The following is a 13,535-nucleotide window of genomic DNA, read 5'->3' as shown; positions in this document are numbered from 1 at the left end:
GCCGAGCCATCACTTCCGGGGAATTTCCTGACGAACGGTGACAAGTCGCACGCGTCGTGTGATCTGCTGGGTATCTGCTGGGAAACCGAAAAGGTATGCGGGGGCCTAGGGGAGGGAGCACACATGGGGACGGACCAGATCCGCCGCTGGGAATCCGGTGCACTCGCGCACGCCGTTTCGGACCCCTTCGGCCAGGGCCCACTGCCCTGGCTGCGCGGCGGCGAGTACTACTTCGACGGCACCGGCCAGATCATCCCCTGGTACGTGGACCCGGTGACCACCGCGGCCGGCGCCCGCGTCCCCCCGCCCCGCAGACCGGGCCCCCGCGCCGCGGACGACGTGCACTGCCAGATCAAGGGCTTCGCCTCCACCAGCTCCGTGGCCCCCGGCGAGGCCCTGGACTTCCGCATCACCGTGGACCCGCCGCAGCAGTTCGGCGTCGACGTCTACCGCATCGGCCACTACGCGGGCGTCGGCGCCGCCAAGGTCACCACCAGCCCCCGGCTCTCCGGCATCGTCCAGCCGCCACCGCTGACCGTGGACCGCACCGTCTCCTGCCACCACTGGTGGCTCTCCTGGCGGCTGCAGATCCCCACCTTCTGGAGCACCGGCGCCTACGTGGCCGTGCTCACCACCACCGACGGCTACCGCAGCCACATCCCGTTCACCGTCCGTGACAGCGGCCCCGCCGATCTGCTGCTCGTCCTGCCCGACATCACCTGGCAGGCCTACAACCTCTACCCCGAGAACGGCCGCACCGGCGCCAGCCTCTACCACGCCTGGGACGAGGACGGCCGGCTCCTGGGCGAGGCGGACGCGGCCACCACGGTCTCCTTCGACCGCCCGTACGCGGGCGCGGGCCTGCCGCTGCACGTCGGCCACGCCTACGACTTCATCCGCTGGGCCGAGCGCTACGGCTACAGCCTCGCCTACGCCGAAACCCGCGACCTGCACGCCGGACGAATCGATCCGGCGCGCTACCGCGGCCTGGTCTTCCCCGGCCACGACGAGTACTGGTCGGCCGCCATGCGCCGCGCCGTCGAGGACGCCCGCGACTGCGGCACCTCGCTGGTCTTCCTCTCCGCCAACACCATGTACTGGCAGGTCGAGCTCGCCCCCTCGCCCGCCGGCCCGGACCACCTGCTGACCTGCCGCAAGCGCCGCGGCCCCGGCCGCTCCGCCCTCTGGCGCGAGGTCTCGCCCCCCGAGCAGCAGCTGCTCGGCATCCAGTACGCGGGCCGTGTCCCGGAGCCCGCCCCCATGGTCGTCCGCAACGCCGACCACTGGCTGTGGGAGGCCACCGGCGCCGGCGAGGGCGACGAGCTGCCCGGCCTCGTCGCCGGCGAGGCCGACCGCTACTTCCCCCGTACGGCCCTGCCCGAGCACACCCGTCGCATCCTGCTCGCCCACTCCCCGTACGAGGACAGCGAGGGCGCCACGCGCCACCAGGAGACCTCGCTCTACCGCGCCCCCAGCGGCGCCCTCGTCTTCGCCTCCGGCACCTTCGCCTGGTCCCCGGCCCTGGACCGGCCCGGCCATGTCGACGCCCGCATCCAGCGGGCCACGGCCAATCTCCTCGACCGCGTCTGCAAACGCGTCTGACCCCTCGCGGGAGCCCGGCGAACCGGTACGGCAGAATCGAGGTGCTTGGACAAACCACCAGGAGGCCCGCGTGTCCGGATTCGTCGAGAAGCCCAAACCCGTCGAGGTGCCGGGGCTGACGCACCTGCACACGGGCAAGGTCCGCGACCTGTACCGCGACGAGGCCGGCCGGCTGGTCATGGTCGCCAGCGACCGCATGTCCGCCTACGACTGGGTGCTGCCCACGGAGATCCCCGACAAGGGCCGCGTCCTCACCCAGCTCTCCCTGTGGTGGTTCGACCGGCTCACGGACCTGGCCCCCAACCACGTCCTGTCCACCGACCTGCCGCCCGGCGCCCCCGCCGACTGGGCCGGCCGCACCCTGATCTGCCGCTCCCTGGACATGGTCCCCGTCGAGTGCGTCGCCCGCGGCTATCTGACCGGCTCCGGCCTCGCCGAGTACCGCCAGACCCGCACCGTCTGCGGCCTCGCCCTCCCCGAGGGCCTCACCGACGGCTCCGAACTGCCCTCCCCGATCTTCACCCCGGCCACCAAGGCCGAGGTCGGCGAGCACGACGAGAACGTCTCCTACGAGGAGGTCGCCCGCCGCATCGGCGCGGAGACCGCCGCCCTGCTCCGCCAGAGCACCCTCGCCGTCTACAGCCGCGCCCGCGACATCGCCCGCGACCGGGGCATCATCCTCGCCGACACCAAGTTCGAGTTCGGCCACGCGGACGGCGAGCTGGTCCTCGCCGACGAGGTGCTCACCCCCGACTCCTCCCGCTTCTGGCCGGCCGACGAGTGGCAGCCGGGCCGGGCCCAGCCCTCCTTCGACAAGCAGTTCGTCCGCGACTGGCTCACCTCCCCCGCATCCGGCTGGGACCGCACGGCGGAACAGCCGCCGCCCCCGCTCCCGGAAGAGATCGTGGACCGCACGCGGGCGAAGTACATCGAGGCGTACGAACGCCTGACGGCCCAGAAGTGGGCCTGACCAGGCGATAACCGGCGGGAAGGGGCCGGGCGGGGGAGAAGAACCCACCCGCCCGGTCATAAGAGCCCTCTCAGACGCGTCTGCCATCGTGGGAGCACCGGCACAAGATCCCGCACCCCCGGAGGCCCGATGGGCGAGACGTCCGTACTCGTCGTCGACGACGACCCCGACGTCAGAGCCGCCGTCGTCGACGGCCTCACCGTCGAGGGATACACGGTCCGCTCGGCGGCCGACGGACTCGAGGCCCTCTCCGCCGTCGCCGCCGCCCAGCCCGCCGCCATCGTGCTGGACCTGGCGATGCCCGTCCTCGACGGCCTCGCCGTCTGCCGCCGGCTGCGCGAACTGGGCGACCGCACGCCCGTGCTCGTCCTCACCGCCCGCGACGCCGTCTCCGACCGCGTCGCGGGACTGGACGCGGGCGCCGACGACTACCTCGTCAAACCCTTCGCCCTGGACGAACTCCTGGCCCGCCTGCGCGCCCTGCTGCGCCGCGCCACACCACCCGAAACAGCGGCCGCGGACGCCGAGTTGACGTTCTCCGACCTCACCGTCGACCCGCTCACCCGCACCGGCCGGCGCGCCGGCATCGCCCTGGAATTCACCCGCACCGAGTTCGCGCTGCTGGAGGTGTTCCTGCGCCACCCCGGCCAGGTCCTGCCACGAGAGGTGATCCAGGAACGGGTCTGGGGCACCGACTTCGGCCCGGAGTCCAACTCCCTCGCCGTCTACATCGGCTACCTGCGCCGCAAGCTGGAGGCGGGCGGCGCACCCCGCCTCGTCCACACCGTGCACGGCGTCGGCTACCAGCTGGCGGAGCGGTGAGCCGGGGTCCGCGGCGCCGACTGCTGGGCCGCCGCCCCCTGCGGACCCGGCTGGCCATGGTCACCGCCGCCGCCGTCGCACTCGTGGCACTCGGCGTCCTGGCCGCCGCCTACGTCGTCATCCGCTACGAGCTCGTGCGCCAGCTCGACCTCCAGCTCAAACAGCAGGCCGGGATCATCGCCCAGCAGGCCCACGGCAGCGCCGACAAGGGCGTCCTGTTCAACCAGTGCGTCTGGCGGGCCGCCCCCGCCTGCGCCCAGATCGTCCCCGCCGACCCCACGGCCCCCGGCCAGGAAGACCTCGTCCTGCCCGTCACGGGCGCCACCCGCCAGGTCGCGGCCGGCCGGCTCGGCCCGTACTCCAGCGACATCACCCACGACGGACAGCCCATGCGGATGTACACCATCCGGCTGCGGGACAGGAAGGACCAGGCCCTGCAGGTGGCCGCCCGCTCCGACACCGTCGACCTGGGCGTGCGCCAGGCCGGGATGTACCTGGGCGCGGTCGGCGGCGTCGGTGTGCTCCTCGCGGCGGTGCTCGGCTACGCCGCCTCCCGCACCTCCCTGCGCCCCGTCACCCGCCTCACCGCCACCGCGGAACGCATCGCCGCCACCCGCGACCCCGCCCACCGCATCGAGATGCCCCCCTACGAGAACGGGGACGCGCGCCGCCAGGACGAGATCACCCGCCTCGCCACCAGCTTCAACACCATGCTCGGCGAGCTGGAGGAGGCCGTCGCCGCCCAGCGCCGCCTCGTCGCGGACGCCTCGCACGAACTGCGCACCCCGCTCACCGCGCTGCGCACCAACGCCGAGCTCCTCGCCCGCGCGGACCGGCTCTCCACCGCCCAGCGCGAACGGGCCTCGGAGGCCCTGGGGCGCCAGCTGCGCGAGGTGACCGGCATGGTCAACGACCTGATCGAGCTCGCCCGCGACGAGGAACCGCAGCCGCTGGTCGAACAGGTCCGCCTCGATCGCCTCACCGAGCGCTGCGTGGCCGTCGCCCGCGGCCACTGGCCGTCCACGATCTTCACCGTGGACGTGAGCGAGGTCACCGTCCCCGGGGTGCCGGCCCGGCTGGCGCGGCTGCTGTCCAACCTGCTCGACAACGCCGCCAAGTTCAGCCCGCCCGGCGCGATGGTGGAGGTCCGCCTGGCCCGCACGGACAGCGGCGCGGACCTCACCGTCCGCGACCACGGCCCCGGCATCTCCGCCGAGGACCTGCCCTACGTCTTCGACCGCTTCTACCGCTCCCGCCAGGCCCGGGCCCTGCCCGGCTCCGGCCTGGGCCTCGCCATGGCCCGCCAGATCGCCCGCGCCCACGGCGCGGAGCTCACGGCCGAGCAGGCCGAGACCGGCGGCGCCCGCTTCCGCCTGAGCTTCCCCGACGCCAGGGGCTAGCAACGCCGAAGGCCCCGGTCGTTCCCGACCGGGGCCTTCGTTCTCTGAGCGGACGACGAGACTCGAACTCGCGACATCCACCTTGGCAAGGTGGTGCTCTACCAACTGAGCTACGTCCGCATTCGCCCCGCGCTGTCGTGCGGTGCGGGAACCACTATAGCCAACCCTGAGAGCGTGCGATGCGCGCCGCCGCGTGACGGTTCTCCGCACCGAGCTTCAGCGCGGCCGCCGAGAGGTAATTGCGGACCGTCCCCGGCGTCAGCGAGGCCCGCTTGGCGATCTCCGCGATGGACGCGCCGTCCTCGGCCAGTTCCAGCAGCTCCGCCTCGCGCGCCGTGAGCGGGGAGTCGCCCGCGCTGATCGCGTCGGCCGCCAACTCCGGGTCCACATAGCGGCTTCCGGCATGCACGGCCCGGATGATCTCGGCCAGCCGCTGGGCCGACACCGTCTTCGGCACGAACCCGCGCACCCCCGCCTCCAGCGCCCGCTTCAGATGCCCCGGTCTGCCATGACCTGTCACGATCATGGTCCGGCATCCGGGCAGCTCCGCCCGCAGGGATGTGGCCACCATCACACCGTCCGCCCCGGGCATCTGAAGATCCAGCACCGCCACATCCGGCCGGTGCGCCCGCGCCATCACCAGCGCCTCGGTCCCCGAAGCCGCCTCCGCCACGACACGGAGATCGTCCTCCAGCCCCAGCAGCGCGGCCAGCGCCCCACGGATCAGATGCTCGTCGTCCGCGAGCATGACCCGCACGGGCCCACCCTCGTTCCCGCTCATGCCCGCTCCCCCTCCGCACCGGCCGCCGCCACGGCGCCCACGGGCACCGACGGCCGCTCCCCGACGCCGTCCCCGCCCCCATCCGCTCCCGCCTGCGCCAGCGGAACCTTCACCGTCAGCCGGAACGTCCGCTGCGAGCGCCGCTCGGACACCAGCGTGCCGCCCAGCCCCGCCAGCCGCTCCCGCAACCCCGCCAGCCCCGACCCGCCCCCGGCCGCCGGACCCTCCCCGGAGGCCCGGCGCACGCCGTCGTTCTCCATGAGCAGCACCGCCACCCCCTCCACGACCCGCAGCCGCACCGCGCAGCGGGTCGCCTCCGCGTGCCGCAGCACGTTCGTCGTGGCCTCGCGGACCACCCACGCCAGCGCCGACTGCACCGCCGGCGGCAGCTCCGCCCCCGCCGAGTCGACGATGCGGCACTCGATGCCCGCGGCCGCCAGCACCCCCCGGGCGCCGGCCAACTCCGTGTGCAGATCGGCCTCGCGGTAGCCGCGCACGACCTCCCGCAACTCACGCTGCGACTCCCGCGCTATCCGCTGCACCTCGTCCATCTCCTCCAGCGCCGCCGCCGCACCGCGCCGCGAGAGCTGCGTGGCCAGCTCGCTCTTGAGCGCGATCACCGCCAGGTTCCGGCCGAGCACATCGTGCATGTCGCGTGAGAACCGCAGCCGTTCCTCCGCCACCGCCAGCCGCGCCTGGGTGCCCCGCGCCGCCTCCACCTCCCACATCACGGCGAGGAACCAGGCCGAGGTACGCACCGTCGTCATGCTCCACACCCCCAGCAGGAACACCATCAGCCAGGCCGTGACCGTCCCGACCACCCCGCTGCCCGTCACGGCCACCCCGGCCGCCGCGACCGCCCCCGCCCCCGCACAGCCGGCCAGGTAGGTACGGATCCGGCGGGTGAGCAGGCAGAACGAGCCGAAGCACACCAGCCCGGCGTGCAGCAGCACCGTCGTGTTGGCGGTGAGGTGCGACGATCCGTTCGTGCGCACCATGGCCACGAACACCGCCAGAGTGAGCGCGAAGATGACCCCGCTGACGGCCAGCTCCCACCAGGGCGCGGACCGCTTGCGCAGATAGTGGTCCAGCGAGCGCCGGATCAGCCTCATCCCCTGTGCGCATTGCAGGAAGCACAGACTCAGCAGCAACCAGACCAGCGCCGGTACGCCCCCGGGGTCGGGCAACCACGCCAGGCCGTTGCCCACCGGCAGCAGCCACGGCAGCAGGTACAGCGTCCACCGCGTGTAGCTGTCCACCTGAGCGACCTTGCTCCGGCCCCGCCACTCCCGCACCCGTGACCGCACCACCACGCGCCCCCTCCGCCCCCTCGTCCATCCAGCACCCCGCCCGGCGCGATCAGCGCCTCGGTTCCCAGCGGAACCACCGGCGTACAGCAAACACGCCCAGCGCCGCCCAGGCCAAAGCGGTCCCCAGGGCCCGCAGCACATCGGCCGCCCCCAGCCCGCCCAGCCAGCCGCCGCGCATCAGCTCGACCACCGGCGTCAGCGGCAGCAGCCGGCATATCCCCGCGAGCGAGCCCGGCATGATCTCGACCGGTAGGAACAGCCCCGAGCCCAGCAGCGAGACCACCATCAAGGGCATGGTCACCAACTGGGCGCTCTCGACGGTCCTGGCCCAGCCGGCGGTCACCGCGGCGAGGGCGACGCTGAGCACCACCCCCAGCACCAGCCCGGCCAGCAACAGCTCGGGCCGGGCGACCGCCCGCAGGCCCAGCCAGCTCACGCCGGCCACCACCAGCACCGCGCACTGGGCCAGCGCCACCCCCACCGCGGGCAGCGCGGCCCCGGTCAATATCTCCGCGTCGCCGGCCTCGCCCGTACGCAGCCGCTTGAGGACCAGCTCCTCGCGCCGGGCGACATAGGCGCTGACCAGATTCTGGTAGACGGCGAAGAGCAGGATGTAGCCGAAGGCCCCCGTTATCGAGACCTCTTTGAGCGACATCCCGGACGCGCCCAGGTCGAGGTCCTCGAGAGACCGCCGCATGGCGGCCACCATCGCGACGGGCATCAGCAGCGCGATGTACAGCGCCATCCTGTTCCGCCCGAGCAGCGTCAGCTCCGCCCGACCCAGCGCCAGCACACGTGTGACCACCATCACTTGCCCCTCCCCGACGCCAGGCCCTCAGGCGCGCCGACCGGCTCGGCTTCCGCCCCCGCTATCGCCAGGAACGCCTCCTCCAGCGAGGCCGTCCGTGCGTCGAGCCCCTCCAGCTCGACGGATTCCTCCCGCGCCCACAGCAGCAGCCCGGTGAGCGTCCGCTGCAACTCCCGGGTCTGGAGCTCTATCCGCCCGTGCGTCTCCTCGTGCCGGGTCACCCCCAGCTCGGCCAGCGGCGGCAGGTCTCCGACGAACCAGCCCACCGGCATCGCGAAGCGGATCCGCGCCGGATACGCCCCGATCACCCCGGCGGTCGTCCCGGACGTCACGATCCGCCCCTCGCGCATGATCGCCAGCCGGTCGGCCAGCGCCTCGGCCTCCTCCAGATAGTGCGTGGTGAGCAGCACCGTCGTGCCCTCGTCGCGCAGCTGCCGCACCAGCTCCCAGGTGGTGTGCCGGGCCTCGGGGTCGAGGCCGGTCGTCGGCTCGTCGAGGAAGAGGACCTCGGGCCGCCCGAGCAGGGCCAGCGCCAGGTCCAGCCGCCGCCGCTCGCCACCGGAGAGCTGTTTGACCCGCACGTCCCGGCGGCCGGCGAGACCCACCAGGCCCAGGGCCTCGTCGACGGGCCGCGCCCCGCTCGTACAACCCGCCCACATCAGCGCGGTCTCGGCCGCCGTGAGCTCGGAGGGGAAGCCCCCTTCCTGGAGCATCACCCCCGTGCGGTGCCGCACCGCGCCCCGCTCCGCGTAAGGGTCGTGGCCCAGCACCCGCACCCGGCCCTCCGTCGGCCGGGCCAGCCCTTCCAGCAGCTCGACCGTGGAGGTCTTGCCCGCCCCGTTCGTCCCCAGCAGCGCGAACACCTCGCCGCGCCGCACGGTGAAGGACACGTCCCGCACCGCCTCGAATCCCTCGCCCCCGGACGCGCCGTACCGCCGGCGCAGCCCTGAGACCTCGATCACACTCTCCCCGAATCCCATGCTTCAAGGCTCCCGGCGGGTCCCGCCCCGGGTCAGTGCGGCCTGTCATGACTTCGGATGACGAATGTCATCAGGCCCGCCCCACAGCCCCGCCGGCTCTCCAAACGCCGAAGGCCCCGGTCGTTCCCGACCGGGGCCTTCGTTCTCTGAGCGGACGACGAGACTCGAACTCGCGACATCCACCTTGGCAAGGTGGTGCTCTACCAACTGAGCTACGTCCGCATACTTCCGACCGACGGCTTCTCGAAGAGAAGGACCACCGGGCGGTGCGTGCATCACTCTACCTGATCCACTGGCGTGGTCGGTAAGCGATGAGAGCGGGTGACAGGAATCGCACACTGCGCCTCCCTCTTGGAAAGAGGGCGCTCTGCTACTGAGCTACACCCGCGCGTCCATCCGCACCGGCCACTGACGTGGCCGATCGAACGGCGAGAGCGGGTGACAGGAATCGCACACTGCGCCTTCCCCTTGGAAAGGGGACGCTCTGCTACTGAGCTACACCCGCGCGTCCATCCGTACCGACCACTGATGTGGTCGAACGAACGGTCAGAGCGGGTGACAGGAATCGCACACTGCGCCTCCCCCTTGGAAAGGGGGCGCTCTACTACTGAGCTACACCCGCATGACCCCGAAGTTCCGCCCGGTTTCCCGGCCTTGCCCCTCGGCGTGATCCAGACTCTAGCTGATCATCCGGGGTGCTTGGCAAGTCGCGGGGGATCGCGGGGGCCCGCGAGGGCCCACGGGCGATCACGGGCGATCACGAGGCCCCGCGCAGAAGGGGGCGCCGGCCCCGGGCCCCGCCCCTGCCGCTCGCCCCGGCCGCCCGCACAAGGCCCCCCGCCCTGGCCCCCGCCCTGCCTCAGCCCGCCTCGTTGAACGCCTCGTAGACCTTCTTGGGGATGCGGCCGCGCGGCGGCACCTCCATGCCGTTCGAACGGGCCCAGGCGCGCACCGCCGCCGGGTCGGGTGCCACGGCCGTGCGCCGGTAGACCTTGCCCGAGCGGGACTGCTTGCGGCCGGCCTCCACGTAAGGCGCGAGGACGCCTCGCAGTTTCTTCGCATTGGCAGTGTTCAGGTCGATCTCGTACGACTTGCCGTCGAGCCCGAAGATGAGGGTCTCCGCGGCTTCCCCGCCGTCGATGTCGTCGGAGAGTGTGACCACTACGCGCTGCGCCACGGAAATCGGTCCTTTCGGCCAGTATCACCGCTTTGACCTGCGGTGACGTGAGGGTTGCGGTTGTTCTCGATCAATACTTATTCATTTGTACAACAAAGGGCAATGCATGGCGAAGCCCAGTTAATTCCGTCTGCGCGCCCCATCGCAATCACGACGGTGCGATCTTCCGGTCTTTTTCCCGAACTTTTCCACCGGCGCCATGCGGGCTCCGGTAAACGCGGAGGATAAGCCCAGCATATCTATGCGCGTAGATTTTTCGGGACTGTACTCTGACATCACCGCTTCAGCTCACGCACCACACACCGGGAGTGCCAGTGGCACGCGTCGTAGTCGACGTCATGCTCAAGCCGGAGATCCTCGACCCGCAGGGCCAGGCGGTGCAGCGCGCGCTGCCACGCCTGGGTTTCGAGGGGATCGCCGACGTCCGTCAGGGCAAGCGCTTTGAACTCGAGGTGGAGGGACCGGTCGACGACGCCGCCCTCGCCCGAATCCACGAGATGGCGGAAACGTTTCTCGCCAACACCGTGATCGAGGACTTCACCGTGAAGGTCGACGGGGAGGTCCACGAGACCGCCGGAGAAGCACCGTGACCGCTCGCGTAGGAGTCATCACCTTCCCCGGCACCCTGGACGACCGCGACACCCAGCGCGCCGTCCGCATCGCCGGGCTCGAGCCCGTGCCGCTCTGGCACCGCGACAAGGACCTCAAGCAGGTGGACGCCGTGGTCCTGCCCGGCGGTTTCTCCTACGGCGACTATCTGCGGGCGGGTGCCATCTCCCGCTTCTCGCCGGTGATGGAGACCGTCATCGAGCAGGCCAGGGGCGGCATGCCCGTCCTCGGCATCTGCAACGGCTTCCAGGTGCTCACCGAGACGCACCTGCTGCCCGGCGCGATGCTGCGCAACAACCACCTGCACTTCATCTGCCGCGACCAGAAGCTCCGCGTGGAGAACGCGGACACCGCCTGGACGGCCGACTACGAAGCGGGCCAGGAGATCTCCGTCCCGCTCAAGAACATCGACGGCCGCTACGTGGCCGACGAGCGCACCCTGGACGAGCTCGAGGCCGAGGGCCGCGTCGCCTTCCGCTACCTGGACGTCAACCCCAACGGCTCGCTCCGCGACATCGCCGGCATCACCAACGCCGCCGGCAACGTCGTGGGCCTCATGCCCCACCCCGAACACGCCGTCGAGCCGGGCGTGGGCACCGGCCGCACGGACGGGCTCGGATTCTTCACCTCGATCCTCAAGAGGCTGGTCTCAGCGTGAGCGACGCACGCGCGGCCGCTCAGCCGCAGACGAACCTGAAAGCCGCACCCCTGCGCCGCGCGGGCGGAGAAGCGAACGAAAGGGGTGCAGCATCATGACCCTCGACACCGTCAAGCACGCCGACGAGACCCCCGACACCGACCAGCCCTGGGCCGAACTCGGCCTCAAGCAGGACGAGTACGAGCGCATCCGTGCCATCCTCGGCCGCCGCCCCACCGGCGCCGAGCTCGCGATGTACTCCGTCATGTGGTCCGAGCACTGCTCGTACAAGTCCAGCAAGGTCCACCTGCGGCAGTTCGGCGAGAAGGCCCCCGCGAACGACGCGCTGCTCGTCGGCATCGGCGAGAACGCCGGCGTCGTCGACGTCGGCCAGGGCTACGCGGTCACCTTCAAGGTCGAGTCGCACAACCACCCGAGCTACATCGAGCCCTACCAGGGCGCGGCCACCGGCGTCGGCGGCATCGTCCGCGACATCCTCGCCATGGGCGCCCGCCCGGTCGCCGTCATGGACCCGCTGCGCTTCGGCGCCGCGGACCACCCCGACACCAAGCGCGTCCTGCCGGGCGTCGTCGCGGGCATCGGCGGCTACGGCAACTGCCTGGGCCTGCCCAACATCGGCGGCGAGGTCGTCTTCGACGCCTGCTACCAGGGCAACCCGCTGGTCAACGCCCTGTGCGTGGGCGTGATGAAGCACGAGGACATCCACCTCGCCAAGGCCTCCGGCGCCGGCAACAAGGTCATCCTCTACGGCGCCCGCACCGGCGGCGACGGCATCGGCGGCGTGTCCGTCCTGGCCTCGGAGACCTTCGACGACTCGAAGCCGACCAAGCGCCCGGCGGTCCAGGTCGGCGACCCCTTCCAGGAGAAGCTCCTCATCGAGTGCACCCTGGAGATCTTCCGCGAGGACCTCGTCGACGGCATCCAGGACCTCGGCGGCGCCGGCCTGTCCTGCGCCACCAGCGAGCTGGCCAGCGCCGGTTCCGGCGGCATGCGCGTCGAGCTGGACCGCGTACCGCTGCGCGACGCGACGCTCTCGCCCGAGGAGATCCTCATGAGCGAGTCGCAGGAGCGCATGTGCGCGATCGTCGAGCCGGGCAAGGTCGACCGCTTCCTCGAGATCTGCGAGAAGTGGGACGTCATCGCCACCGTCATCGGTGAAGTCACCGACGGCGAACGGCTGGAGATCTTCTGGCACGGCGAGCAGATCGTCGACGTACCCCCGCGCACGGTCGCCCACGAGGGCCCGGTCTACGAGCGCCCGTACGCCCGTCCGGACTGGCAGGACGCCCTGCAGGCCGACGACGCGAACAAGCTCGCCCGCCCGCAGACCCCCGAGGAGCTGCGCGCCCAGGTCCTGAAGGTCGTCTCCTCCCCGAACCAGGCGTCCAAGTCCTGGATCACCGACCAGTACGACCGGTTCGTGCAGGGCAACACCGTCCTGGCCCAGCCGGAGGACTCCGGCATGGTCCGCGTCGACGAGAACACCAACCTCGGTGTCGCCGTCGCCACGGACGGCAACGGCCGCTACGCCAAGCTCGACCCCTACGCGGGCGCCCAGCTCGCGCTCGCCGAGTCGTACCGCAACGTGGCCGCCACCGGCGCCCGGCCGCTGGCCATCTCCAACTGCCTGAACTTCGGTTCGCCCGAGGACCCGGCCGTCATGTGGCAGTTCGCCGAGGCCACGCGCGGCCTCGCCGACGGCTGCCTGACACTGGGCACCCCGGTCACCGGCGGCAACGTCTCGCTCTACAACCAGACCGGCGAGACCGCCATCCACCCGACCCCCGTGGTCGCGGTGCTGGGCGTCATCGACGACGTCGACCGCCGTACGCCGATGGCGTTCTCCGAGGAGGGCCACCTGCTGTACCTCCTGGGCGACACCAAGGAGGAACTGGGCGGTTCCGCCTGGTCGCAGGTGATCCACGACCACCTCGGCGGGCTGCCGCCGGCCGTGGACCTCGACCGGGAGAAGCTGCTGGCCGAGATCCTGATCGCCGCCTCCCGCGACGGCATGATCGACGCCGCGCACGACCTCTCCGACGGCGGCCTGATCCAGGCCCTCGCCGAGTCGTGCCTGCGCGGCGGCAAGGGCGCCCGGATCGTCGTCCCCGACGGCCTGGACCCCTTCGTCCTGCTCTTCTCCGAGTCCGCCGGCCGCGCGGTCGTCGCCGTGCCGCGCAGCGAGGAGCTGCGCTTCAGCGACATGTGCGGCGCGCGCGGCCTGCCCGCGACGCGGATCGGGGTCGTCGACGGCGAAGCGATCGACATCCAGGGCCAGTTCACCCTGGGCCTGGCGGAGCTGCGCGAGGCGTACGAAGCCACCATCCCGGCGCTGCTCGCGTAACTCCCGTCACGGATACGGGTGGGCTCCACGGCGGCCACGGCCAGTGAGTCCGTTGAGCCCACCCGAAGCCTGGC

General features: G+C 71.7%; 12 protein-coding genes and 5 tRNA genes. 7 read left to right on the top strand and 10 right to left on the bottom strand.

The window, feature by feature from the left end; translation table 11 throughout:
• Nucleotides 1-123 precede the first annotated feature (123 nt).
• The 4 genes from ABZ956_RS24780 to ABZ956_RS24765 all read left to right on the top strand — a co-directional run bounded on the left by ABZ956_RS24780 (nucleotide 124) and on the right by ABZ956_RS24765 (nucleotide 4,794).
• Nucleotides 124-1,602 carry a N,N-dimethylformamidase beta subunit family domain-containing protein gene (locus tag ABZ956_RS24780; protein WP_361897644.1) on the top strand — a complete coding sequence of 493 codons (1,479 nt, stop codon included), beginning with the start codon at nucleotides 124-126 and terminating at the stop codon, nucleotides 1,600-1,602.
• Nucleotides 1,603-1,672: 70 nt separating this feature from the next.
• Nucleotides 1,673-2,572, top strand: coding sequence for a phosphoribosylaminoimidazolesuccinocarboxamide synthase (locus ABZ956_RS24775; protein ID WP_361897641.1), 900 nt, complete (start codon nucleotides 1,673-1,675; stop codon nucleotides 2,570-2,572).
• Nucleotides 2,573-2,701: 129 nt separating this feature from the next.
• Nucleotides 2,702-3,394 carry a response regulator transcription factor gene (locus tag ABZ956_RS24770; protein ID WP_361897638.1) on the top strand — a complete coding sequence of 231 codons (693 nt, stop codon included), beginning with the start codon at nucleotides 2,702-2,704 and terminating at the stop codon, nucleotides 3,392-3,394.
• Between the two features lie 56 nt (nucleotides 3,395-3,450).
• Nucleotides 3,451-4,794, top strand: a complete 1,344-nt coding sequence (locus ABZ956_RS24765; protein WP_361897744.1) for a HAMP domain-containing sensor histidine kinase — start codon at nucleotides 3,451-3,453, stop codon at nucleotides 4,792-4,794.
• Nucleotides 4,795-4,841: 47 nt separating this feature from the next.
• On the opposite strand, the gene ABZ956_RS24760 is transcribed toward ABZ956_RS24765, so the two are convergent.
• From ABZ956_RS24760 to ABZ956_RS24715, 10 genes are all read right to left on the bottom strand, one after another.
• Nucleotides 4,842-4,914, bottom strand: a tRNA-Gly gene (locus ABZ956_RS24760).
• 34 nt (nucleotides 4,915-4,948) lie between these two features.
• Complete coding sequence (locus ABZ956_RS24755) at nucleotides 4,949-5,575, bottom strand: response regulator transcription factor (RefSeq protein ID WP_361897635.1); 627 nt, start codon at nucleotides 5,573-5,575, stop codon at nucleotides 4,949-4,951.
• Nucleotides 5,572-6,834, bottom strand: a complete 1,263-nt coding sequence (locus ABZ956_RS24750; protein ID WP_361897632.1) for a histidine kinase — start codon at nucleotides 6,832-6,834, stop codon at nucleotides 5,572-5,574. Before ABZ956_RS24750 ends, ABZ956_RS24755 begins: the two co-directional genes overlap by 4 nt.
• Nucleotides 6,835-6,934: 100 nt before the next feature.
• Nucleotides 6,935-7,693 carry an ABC transporter permease gene (locus ABZ956_RS24745; RefSeq protein WP_361897629.1) on the bottom strand — a complete coding sequence of 253 codons (759 nt, stop codon included), beginning with the start codon at nucleotides 7,691-7,693 and terminating at the stop codon, nucleotides 6,935-6,937.
• The gene (locus tag ABZ956_RS24740) at nucleotides 7,693-8,673 is read right to left on the bottom strand and encodes an ABC transporter ATP-binding protein (protein ID WP_361897626.1); all 981 of its coding nucleotides are present in this window, start codon (nucleotides 8,671-8,673) and stop codon (nucleotides 7,693-7,695) included. The genes ABZ956_RS24745 and ABZ956_RS24740 overlap by 1 nt, the downstream gene beginning before the upstream one ends.
• 149 nt (nucleotides 8,674-8,822) lie before the next feature.
• Nucleotides 8,823-8,895: transfer RNA gene (locus tag ABZ956_RS24735), tRNA-Gly, on the bottom strand.
• Between the two features lie 94 nt (nucleotides 8,896-8,989).
• A tRNA-Gly gene (locus ABZ956_RS24730) sits at nucleotides 8,990-9,061 on the bottom strand.
• Between the two features lie 45 nt (nucleotides 9,062-9,106).
• Nucleotides 9,107-9,178 (bottom strand) — tRNA-Gly (locus ABZ956_RS24725).
• 45 nt (nucleotides 9,179-9,223) lie between these two features.
• Nucleotides 9,224-9,295, bottom strand: a tRNA-Gly gene (locus ABZ956_RS24720).
• Nucleotides 9,296-9,532: 237 nt separating this feature from the next.
• A complete protein-coding gene (locus ABZ956_RS24715) occupies nucleotides 9,533-9,850 on the bottom strand; it encodes an Lsr2 family protein (RefSeq protein ID WP_361897624.1) in 318 nt (105 codons plus the stop codon).
• Nucleotides 9,851-10,164: 314 nt separating this feature from the next.
• Here ABZ956_RS24715 and purS point away from each other — a divergent pair, with 314 nt between their 5' ends.
• The 3 genes from purS (at nucleotide 10,165) to purL (ending at nucleotide 13,461) form a co-directional block, all read left to right on the top strand.
• On the top strand, nucleotides 10,165-10,440 hold the full coding sequence (gene purS / locus ABZ956_RS24710; RefSeq protein ID WP_361897621.1) for a phosphoribosylformylglycinamidine synthase subunit PurS: 276 nt from the start codon (nucleotides 10,165-10,167) through the stop codon (nucleotides 10,438-10,440).
• Nucleotides 10,437-11,117, top strand: a complete 681-nt coding sequence (purQ, locus tag ABZ956_RS24705) for a phosphoribosylformylglycinamidine synthase subunit PurQ (RefSeq protein WP_361897618.1) — start codon at nucleotides 10,437-10,439, stop codon at nucleotides 11,115-11,117. Before purS ends, purQ begins: the two co-directional genes overlap by 4 nt.
• Nucleotides 11,118-11,211: 94 nt before the next feature.
• A complete protein-coding gene (gene purL, locus ABZ956_RS24700; protein WP_361897615.1) occupies nucleotides 11,212-13,461 on the top strand; it encodes a phosphoribosylformylglycinamidine synthase subunit PurL in 2,250 nt (749 codons plus the stop codon).
• Nucleotides 13,462-13,535: the final 74 nt, after the last annotated feature.

It is taken from the genome of Streptomyces sp. NPDC046261 (genome assembly GCF_040646235.1).
Taxonomy (GTDB): Bacteria; Actinomycetota; Actinomycetes; order Streptomycetales; family Streptomycetaceae; genus Streptomyces.
Note: the sequence above shows the minus strand (reverse complement) of the source record. Positions and strands in the feature narration are given on the sequence as shown.

Coding starts and splice junctions, on each gene's coding strand:
- ABZ956_RS24770 (WP_361897638.1), top strand. CDS start 2,702: ATGGGCGAGACGTCCGTACTCGTCGTCGACGACGACCCCGACGTCAGA.
- ABZ956_RS24780 (WP_361897644.1), top strand. CDS start 124: ATGGGGACGGACCAGATCCGCCGCTGGGAATCCGGTGCACTCGCGCAC.
- ABZ956_RS24745 (WP_361897629.1), bottom strand. CDS start 7,693: ATGGTGGTCACACGTGTGCTGGCGCTGGGTCGGGCGGAGCTGACGCTG.
- ABZ956_RS24765 (WP_361897744.1), top strand. CDS start 3,451: ATGGTCACCGCCGCCGCCGTCGCACTCGTGGCACTCGGCGTCCTGGCC.
- ABZ956_RS24740 (WP_361897626.1), bottom strand. CDS start 8,673: ATGGGATTCGGGGAGAGTGTGATCGAGGTCTCAGGGCTGCGCCGGCGG.
- purL (WP_361897615.1), top strand. CDS start 11,212: ATGACCCTCGACACCGTCAAGCACGCCGACGAGACCCCCGACACCGAC.
- ABZ956_RS24755 (WP_361897635.1), bottom strand. CDS start 5,575: ATGAGCGGGAACGAGGGTGGGCCCGTGCGGGTCATGCTCGCGGACGAC.